This is a genomic window from Providencia rustigianii DSM 4541 (assembly GCF_000156395.1).
Classification (GTDB): domain Bacteria; phylum Pseudomonadota; class Gammaproteobacteria; order Enterobacterales; family Enterobacteriaceae; genus Providencia; species Providencia rustigianii.
On sequence record NZ_GG703829.1, the window covers coordinates 2,747 to 3,102 of the forward strand.

Sequence of the window (356 nt, forward strand, 5' to 3'; positions counted from 1 at the left end):
TCATCGCCCCACATCGACAGAAAAGTTAATTGGCTGATTTGAGTCCTGCTCAATTGCTTCGATATCAATTATTAGCTTTGCGGCTTCTGTACTACTTAACCCGATGCGGGTTAATAAAATACGCGGTTCCCACTTCATCAATGCGGTATAGCAGGCTGACATCAATTGCAGTTTCAATGCTGGGTTTTGCGGCTGATCAATTAACTCTGATAGTAATGAGCCATAGGTACGACGAATGACACGCGAGCCAATAGGCGTGATTAAAATATCTCTGACTGACTGGCGGATATGCTCAATATCTGAAATCGCCGTGCCGTCGATTCGACTCATGCCCTGATATTTCATTGCGTCCCCTC

Annotated in this window: 1 protein-coding gene; it reads right to left on the bottom strand. The window is 45.2% G+C overall.

Annotated features, from left to right (window positions below):
• Positions 1-345, bottom strand: a complete 345-nt coding sequence (locus tag PROVRUST_RS18675) for a GPW/gp25 family protein (RefSeq protein WP_039856062.1) — start codon at positions 343-345, stop codon at positions 1-3.
• Positions 346-356 lie beyond the last annotated feature (11 nt).